General features: G+C 59.6%; 6 protein-coding genes. 4 read left to right on the forward strand and 2 right to left on the reverse strand.

What is annotated here, in order from left to right:
• The 4 genes from ACFODV_RS15295 to ACFODV_RS15310 all read left to right on the forward strand — a co-directional run.
• Positions 1–201, forward strand: a 201-nt coding sequence (locus tag ACFODV_RS15295; protein WP_379760963.1) for a hypothetical protein, incomplete at its 5' end; no start/stop codon positions are given.
• Between the two features lie 146 nt (positions 202–347).
• A complete protein-coding gene (locus ACFODV_RS15300; RefSeq protein ID WP_379760965.1) occupies positions 348–2,045 on the forward strand; it encodes a leucine-rich repeat domain-containing protein in 1,698 nt (565 codons plus the stop codon).
• 17 nt (positions 2,046–2,062) lie between these two features.
• Positions 2,063–3,688, forward strand: a complete 1,626-nt coding sequence (locus ACFODV_RS15305) for an exonuclease domain-containing protein (RefSeq protein WP_379760967.1) — start codon at positions 2,063–2,065, stop codon at positions 3,686–3,688.
• Between the two features lie 81 nt (positions 3,689–3,769).
• Positions 3,770–4,309: a helix-turn-helix domain-containing protein gene (locus tag ACFODV_RS15310; protein ID WP_379760969.1), complete on the forward strand. Its 540-nt coding sequence runs from the start codon at positions 3,770–3,772 to the stop codon at positions 4,307–4,309.
• Positions 4,310–4,994: 685 nt separating this feature from the next.
• Here ACFODV_RS15310 and ACFODV_RS15315 read toward each other — a convergent pair.
• Together ACFODV_RS15315 and ACFODV_RS15320 are read right to left on the reverse strand one after the other, a co-directional pair.
• A complete protein-coding gene (locus tag ACFODV_RS15315) occupies positions 4,995–5,693 on the reverse strand; it encodes a M48 family metallopeptidase (protein WP_379760973.1) in 699 nt (232 codons plus the stop codon).
• Between the two features lie 19 nt (positions 5,694–5,712).
• Positions 5,713–8,033 (reverse strand): type I restriction enzyme subunit R domain-containing protein (locus ACFODV_RS15320; RefSeq protein WP_379760971.1); only part of this gene is annotated, 2,321 nt, incomplete at its 5' end.

Raw genomic sequence — 8,033 nt, forward strand, 5'->3', positions numbered from 1 at the left:
AACAGATGGCCCAGCCAGAAGGCCTGTGTCGAGGTCAGTTCAGTCATGGTGTCCTCCTTGGATTCGGATGACACCAGTCTGACGGGGGTTATTCATCTGCAGAAGATGTGGTTTATGGACCGCTTACATAAATCGATGGTTCAGCAAGACCGACGGTGTGGCGACCAGCAGCGTGCCTCGCTCCATCCACTGGATAGATGACACCATGGGCGAGAAGTGAAATAGCGATGGAAGTGTTGGACACTACAAGTTGACTGGCATCGCTGGCGAGCGATCCAAACTTGGCATTGCTTTGGGTCGAATTGGGACGCTAGATCAGCGCTTAGCGCTGCAGCAGGAGGCCGAGCATGGCTGACGACAAGAAGAATCAACTGGTCCGCCGGCCAGGTTCTGAGCTCGATACGCCAGGTCGGCGGACCAATCGAGTTAGGGAGGGGATGACTCGAGACGTCTTGGCGCGCGCCAAGGCGCAAGATGTGATTGCAGCACGTTTTCGGATCGGAGACTATCTGCTGCGGGGCCCGGATTATCGTCAGATCATGCGCTGGGCTGAGGCTGGAGGCATAAGGCCAAAGCAGGTTCTTCAGAGGCTTTCTGAGACTGTGGTGGAGCGACCTTTCTGTGATGAACCATGTATAGACCAAATAAGCTTTTCCTTGGTTGATGGCGTCATGATCAGCGTCCCATGGGATTTTGATCTTCTACCTTTTATCCCAGATAGTTGGGAGTCCGGTTTGCTTATTCGTGAGATAGGTTTCAAAAAATCATGGAATAATACAAGGGCGAACACCTCAGCGGACTTTCACCCTAATTTGCCAATGCTAGAAGTCTTGACTTGTATGCGTGTCAGTCTTGGAGTGATCGACCTATCACAAGTGCCGAAGCTGACCGAACTCGTTCACTTAGGAAATGGCTGGGGTATCAAACTCGTTGAACTTGACCTTACGCCAGTGCCGGGGGTGAAGATACTCAATTGTAGCGGCAATAACCTCACTGAACTTGATCTTAAATCGGTGCCGATGCTGAAAAAACTCAATTGCTCGGGTAACAACATCTCAAAACTTGACCTTGAGCTGGTTCCGGGGTTGACAGAGCTCAGTTGTGGGGGCACCAACATTACTGAACTTGATCTTAAATCGGCGCCGATGCTGAAAAAACTCAATTGCTCGGGTAACAACATCTCAAAACTTGACCTTGAGCTGGTTCCGGGGTTGACAGAGCTCAGTTGTGGGGGCACCAACATTACTGAACTTGATCTTACTCCTGTAAAAGGCCTCACTAAACTCGATTTCAGCGAAAATAAGACGCACGCTGAGTTGGACCTTACTCCGGTGCCGAAACTGGTAGACCTGGACCTTGAACTCAACAATCTCAGTGAATTGGATCTTACTCCGGTGCCGAGGCTGACCATTCTCAACTGTTCGGATAACAACCTCCGCGAGCTAGATCTTACGCTGGTGACAGGATTGTCCACACTCAATTGCGGAATTAACGACCTCAGTGAACTTGACTTAACACCAGTTCAAGGACTTATAAATATTGATTGCTCGGTTAATAATCTCAAAGAACTTGACCTGAGGCCAGTTCCAGAACTCGCCAAACTTGATTGCGGGGTTAACGACCTCAGCAAACTGGACCTGACGCCAGTGCCAAAGTTAACCATGCTTTCTTGCAGGCATAACAACCTTAGTGAGCTTGATCTGGCGTCAGTGCCAGAACTCACCGAGCTTAGTTGTGGAGGGAATAGCCTCAGTGAGCTTGATCTGGCGCCAGTGCCAAGGCTAATAAAGCTTTATTGTTCGCTTAGCAAGCTCAGTAAATTGAACTTAATGCCAGTGCCAGAACTCACCGATCTTAGTTGTGAAGGGAATAGCCTCAGTGAGCTTGATCTGACGCCAGTGCCAAGGCTAACCATACTCTCTTGCCGCTATAACAATCTCAGTGAACTGGACCTGACGCCTGTGCCAGGACTCACCTTCCTTCTTTGCGATAAAAGGCTACGTCTTCACAATGCGCCTGCCAACCTGAAGGTTAGCTACCGTTAGCCCCCTCTGAGGAGCCTATGAACCATGCCTCTTGGATTCTGCTCGACACCGAGACCACAGGCCTCAAGGCACCGATATATGCCGTGGAATTGGCCGCTCAACGTATGCGCGGCTGGAAGCCGGAGGGTCCACCCTTCCATCGCCTACTCAACCACAACACCGACATTCCACCCGAAGCCGCCCGCGTCAACGGCTACACCCGCGAGATCCTTGAGCGCGATGGCGATCCGCCGCTTGCGGTCTACGAGGCCTTCGCCGACTACGTCGATGGCCAGCCGCTGGTCGCCTACAATCTGCGCTTCGACCTCGACGCCGTGCTGCGTCCTGAATGGCAACGGCTCGGTATCGCGCCCATAGGCTGCTCCGGCTTTTGCGCCCTGCGGCTCGCCCAGCGTCTACTGGACCCGGTGCCGGCCGGCAACCACAAGCTGCAAACCCTGCGCCAGTTTTACCGGCTACCGCAACGCGGCGCGCACACTGCGCTAGGGGATGTAGAGACGGTCGCCGATCTGATGCAGCAGGTCTTGCGGCCGCTGGCTGAGGAGCGTGGCCTGGAAACCTGGGAGGCGATCAGTGCGTTTGCCACCGCCCCTTGGTTCCCTTCGCGCATCGCGTTCGGCAAGCACAAGGGGCGTCGGTTTCGGGAGGCGCTGAATGATTCGGACATGTACGGCTGGCTGCAGTGGCTCGCCAGCTCTAGTAACCAGCGCAGCGCCGAGATGGGCCGTTGGTATCTGGATCAGCTCAGCCACTCAGCGCAAGCGTCCTCGCAGCCAGCGATGGTGGCCAAAGTCGCGACGAGCGATAGCAATGAACTGGCGATGTTTCGTAATCCCGAGTTGGAGACTCTGCGACAACTGATCGCCAGCGCCCGTATCCGGCTCGCGGACCTGGAAGCCGAGTACACCGAGGAGCATCGTGGCGTGGAGGTGGTGCAATCGGAGCTGTTCACGCGGCTCCGGCCCCATTACGAGCGGCGGGACGCGTTGCGGTTGAAGATCCACTACCGACGCAAGTACCTCGATACCCTGCTGATCGATGGCGAGGCAGAAGCCGAGGCGGTGACTCCGGACTATGAAGAAGCCCGCGCCCAAACTGAACGCGATTATGAGGAAGCCGCCGCCGAAGCCGCCGAGAGCCGCGCCCTGAGTGGCGACGAACAGAAAGAGCTCAAGGGGCTGTTTCGCAAGCTGGTTGGGCTTTATCACCCTGACCGCTTCGCCCATGAGCTGGATAAGCAGGAAACCTATAATTACCTGATTCAGGAAATCAACGCAGCACGCGATTGTGGTGACATCGAACGCCTGCGCGAGATTGCCAACGACCCCAACGGCTTTCTGGTGCGCCAGGGGCTGGGCAGCCTTGACTTCAGTGACGAGGCTGAGCTGGTCAATCTGCGTCAACTGTATGAGACCCTGCAGGAACGCATCCTCAACCTGCTAGCTGAGTGGGAGCAGCTACGCGATAGCGCCGAATATGAGCTTTACACCCTCAGCCAGAAGCAACCCAGCTTGGTGCAGGAAATCGCGGATCAGCAGGCGGCACAGATCGCCGAGGAGATCGGCGGGCTGGAGGCCGAGGCAGAGCAGTTGGCCGAAGAGATCGCGCAGTTGACCGGGGCCGATGATCCCCTTGGCAGTTAAGTCCTGGATCCATAACTGCGACCCATCACCGGCCCCGGCGTAAGCTGGGGCTACCACCACGCCATCCGGGAGGATCGCACCATGAGCAAGTACGACTGGGAAGCTATTGAGCGCGACTATCGCGCCGGGCAGCTCTCCATCCGCCACCTCGCCGCCAAGCACGGCATCCCCGAATCGACCGTTCGCAGCAAGGCCAAGAGCCTGGGCTGGCAGCGGGATCTTACTGAAGATGTACGCGCCGCCACCCGAGCCAAGCTCTCGCGCAGTTCGCGCACGGATCTCGCGCATGAAGATGATGCGCAAATTGTCCAGGCGGCCAGTGACGATGCGGCCTCAATCGTCGAGGCCCACCGTAAGTCTATTGCCCAGTGGCGGTTGATCGCCGAGCGCCTGGCCCAACACCTGGCCACCATGGAGATCTCGGATGACAACCACGACAAGTTCTCGCGCAGCCTCAATGCCGGCATCGACGCCATGATGAAGCTCATCAAGGGGGAGCGGCAGGCCTATCAGCTCGACGAAGAGCAGACAGCCGACCCGGAGCGCCCTTATGCCCATCTGAGTGACGAGGAGCTGCACGCTCGCATTCGTGACCTGACGCAGAAACTAGGGATCGTCTAATCGCTTCGACAAAGGCGGCCAGCAAATATCTGGCCGCTGTATCCTGATTGATTCGTCATCAGCCAGAGCGCGGAAAAAAGCTAGACTGCACAGCAGACCAGCTTTTCACTGAAAACAACTGTGGAGGCAACATGCGCTTATTATTTCCCACATGCTTCTTGGCAGTAGCTCTGGCCTCGGGCTGTTCATCTGTCCAGCCAATTGGAGACGGTCAGCAATCATCAATACCCAGCTCCGAATGCAACGTCACTGTCTATGCCACAGAGTCCCAGGCTAAGCAGCATGGAGAGATTGAAGAGCTATGCTTCATTGAGGGGACGAGCTCAGGAAGCTTTGTTCATACTCCAGATACTTCAATCGCGAAGCATAAGCACAAGGCCTGCGAATGCGGTGCTGAGAATGTTTATGTCCAGTCGCGGCAGCCAATGGGCATGGGGGTGGCCTCCGCTTCAATGGTGGCGTTCCGATATGTCCAGCAGAAGACAGAGGCTGAGACATTGGACGAAATTTATCAAAAGGCAAGAGCATGCCAGGACCGTGGCGGGGTCTGGGTCAGCGATAGATGCTTGATCGAAATTGATTAACAGGCGTTTTTTATTCGGGCTTCGGGGGGGCAGACCGATAACATTGCTGCCCTTACGCTGAGCGACACCAAGTAGGGCAGCTTAACCTTTCCCAGCAAAGATCAAACACCCTCCACCTCGATCCCGTGCCGGGCGAGCCAGCTCTTGCGCTGCTCATAGTCAGGCATGGCGCGCTCCAGGCGGCGCCAGAAGGCCGGGGTGTGGTGTGGCTCGTGCAGGTGGACCAGTTCGTGGACGACCACGTACTCGGCGATCTGACGCGGCAGCAGGATGGTCTTCCAGTGGAAGTAGACCCGGTTGCCCTTGCCACACGACCCCCAGCGGTAGCCGAGGTCCTGGACCTTCACGCCGGCGGGCTCAACATCCATTCGCCGGGCCTGCTCCTTCACCCTGGCGGTGAGCCAGTCCGCGGCGCGGGTGCTGTACCAGCGCACGAAGTGCTCCCGGGCGTCGGACAGCGCGTCCTCCCGCAGCTGGAAGCGCCCGGCGACGAGCTTGAGCGGAGCATCCTGGGCATCGCTGGGCACACGCTTCAGCCGGTAGCTGCGCCCCAGGTAGAGGAATCCCTCGCCGTTGACGTACTCCTTTTGCGGCAGCCGACGGCGGCTCTCGGCCTTCTGCGCCAGCTTCTGGTAGATCCACATCCGCTTCTCGAGGACGAACTCGCGCAGGAGCTGCTCGGCGGTGCCGGTGGGCGCGGCGATGACCAGCTCACCCTCGCGGTCCACGGTGATTTCCAGCGTCTTGCGGCGGGCGCTCTCGCGCACCTCGAAGGTGAGGTCGTCCACGGCGAGTTGCATCACGGGGTCACCTGCACATTCATGCGTTGATCAGCCTGGCGTGGTTGCTGCGTGCCAGGTCGAAGAGCCGCTCGGCGGTGGCCTCGGCCTGCTCCATCGGCACCAGGTTGCCCATCATCAGCTGGCTGAACAGATGCTGCTTGAGGCGCTCCTGGTCCGGGATATGCGAGGGCTTCCAGAAATCAGGGATGGCGATCTCCTGCTGGATCATGGCCACCACCTCCTCGGTGGTGTCGATCAGCGTCTGGGCGGTGGCGGCGTCCATCTGCTCCACCTCCAGGCCGGCGCTGGCCATCAGCTCGCGCCAGAAGGGTTGTGCATGGGCAGGCATATCTGGAATGCCTTCACCCGGACCAGTCGCACCATCACGTAATTGATCGATCAACGTCTTGAGTGCCTCCACCTGTTCTGGCCACTGGCCGTCGAGCTGCTGGAGCAGCTCCTCCAGGCGTTCACTTAGGCGGCCGTACTTTACCGGATCCTCGTCCAGGTGCTTGCGTACGTGGGAGCGCACGGCGTGCTCCATCTCTGAGGCCATGGCACGGTCGCCCACCTGGCGGCCGATATGCGCATCGAACTCAGCGTCGGTGAGCTGCACCGGTGGAATGCGCGGGTCGATGCCGAGCGAGATCACGTAGTCGTCGATCAGCTTGCGCACCTTGTTGCCGATGTCGCGGCCGAGCTCCGGGGTGTCCTTGTAGCGGTTGCGCGCCAGCGCGTGGATATAGGCGAGCCGCTTGGCGTCGTTGACGAACTCGAGGCCCTCCGGCCGCGGCAGCACGTCGTCCAGGCCGCGATTGAACTCCTTGAGCTTGACCATGAACTCGGCGCGCAGGCGCTCGTCCGCCAAGGCCTGCACCGCATCCTCGGCGTCGTCCAGGTCATCGACGCCCTGGCCGCGCAGCACATCGATCACCCGCAGGTGGCGGTCGCGCAGCAGCGGTATCTCGTCCTTGAGGCTCTGCAGGGCGCCCTCGATGTCCTCCTCGCTGTAGGCCGCCAGGGCCTCCTTGAGGTGGTTGGCCACACCGAAGTAGTCCACCACGATGCCGTGGGTCTTGCCGTGGCCGGTGCGGTTGACCCGGGCGATGGCCTGCAGCAGCTCCGCCTCGCGCAATGAGCGGTCCAGGTACATCACCCCCTCGATGGGGGCGTCGAAGCCGGTGAGCAGCATGCTCTTGACGATCAGGAAGGCCAGCGGGTCGTGCTTGGTGGGGTCCTGTTGTTGCAAGGTCAGGGGTGTTGTCCCATCCAGCGGCGGCAGCGGCTTCTTGAAGCGTTTGATGTGGGCCTCCACGGCGGCGCGGTCACTCCACCTGGCCCAGGCCGAGTCGTCGTTGTTGCTGCTGCTGAACACCACGGCGAATTCGAGCTGGCGCAGCACCTGGCGATAGCGCCAGGCCTGGATGGCCGCCTTGACCCGCAGCGGTCTGATCAACAGCTGAGTGTCATCGAGGGCCTTGTCCTCGGGGGAGAGCGCCATGGCCTCCTCCAGCAGCTCGGCCTTGGCCTGCTCGAGGGCATCGAAGTAGCGCAGGGCGGCGCGGCGGCTATAGGCCACCAGCTGGGCCTTGACGCCGTTGGGAAGGATATGGGTGACGTAGTGGCGCAGGATGTCCTGGGCCTTCTCCTGGATCAGCTGCGGCGCCTCGAAGATCTGCCCCTTGGTGGCGTACTTCTTCTTGATCGCCTCCAGCTCCTCCTTGGTGTGATCGCGGAACAGGTCCTCGAACAGGCCGTCGAGGCTGGCGCCATCCTTGATCGCCCCCTTGGCGGTGCGCCCCTCGTAGAGGATCGGCACCGTGGCGCCGTCCTGCTCCGCCTCCTTGATGGTGTAGCGGTCGATGTACTCGCCGAAGATATCGTGGGTGCGCTTCTTGTCGCCCATGATGATGGGCGTGCCGGTGAAACCGATGCGCGCGGCATTGGGCAGGGCCCGCATCATGTTGGCGTGCAGGTCGCCGGCCTGGGTGCGGTGGGCTTCGTCCACCAGGATCAGAATGTCCTCGCTGGTATTGAGCACCTCGAAGGGCTCGCTCAAGGTAGGTTTCTTCGGCACCCCGCCCCTGGAGTAAGCGCCAGGTTCCGCGGCATCGCGGCGTCCGCTGTCCAGCCCGGCGGTGGGCGTATCGTTGTCCGTCTCGTCCTGGTCATCTTCGGCGTCTGGATCGCGGGTGTTCGGGTCCCGGTATTTCTGAACCGTGCCGAACACTAGGCCCGGGCCGTCCCGCGCCAGCAGCTTCTTGAGCTGGGCGGTGTTGCCGGCCTTCTCGACGCTCTCGCCGGTGAGCTCCGCGGTGGCGGAGAGCTGGGCCTGCAGGTCCTTGCGGTCGGTGATCA

Origin of the sequence: Halomonas tibetensis (genome assembly GCF_042643535.1) — a bacterium.
Classification (GTDB): domain Bacteria; phylum Pseudomonadota; class Gammaproteobacteria; order Pseudomonadales; family Halomonadaceae; genus Halomonas; species Halomonas tibetensis.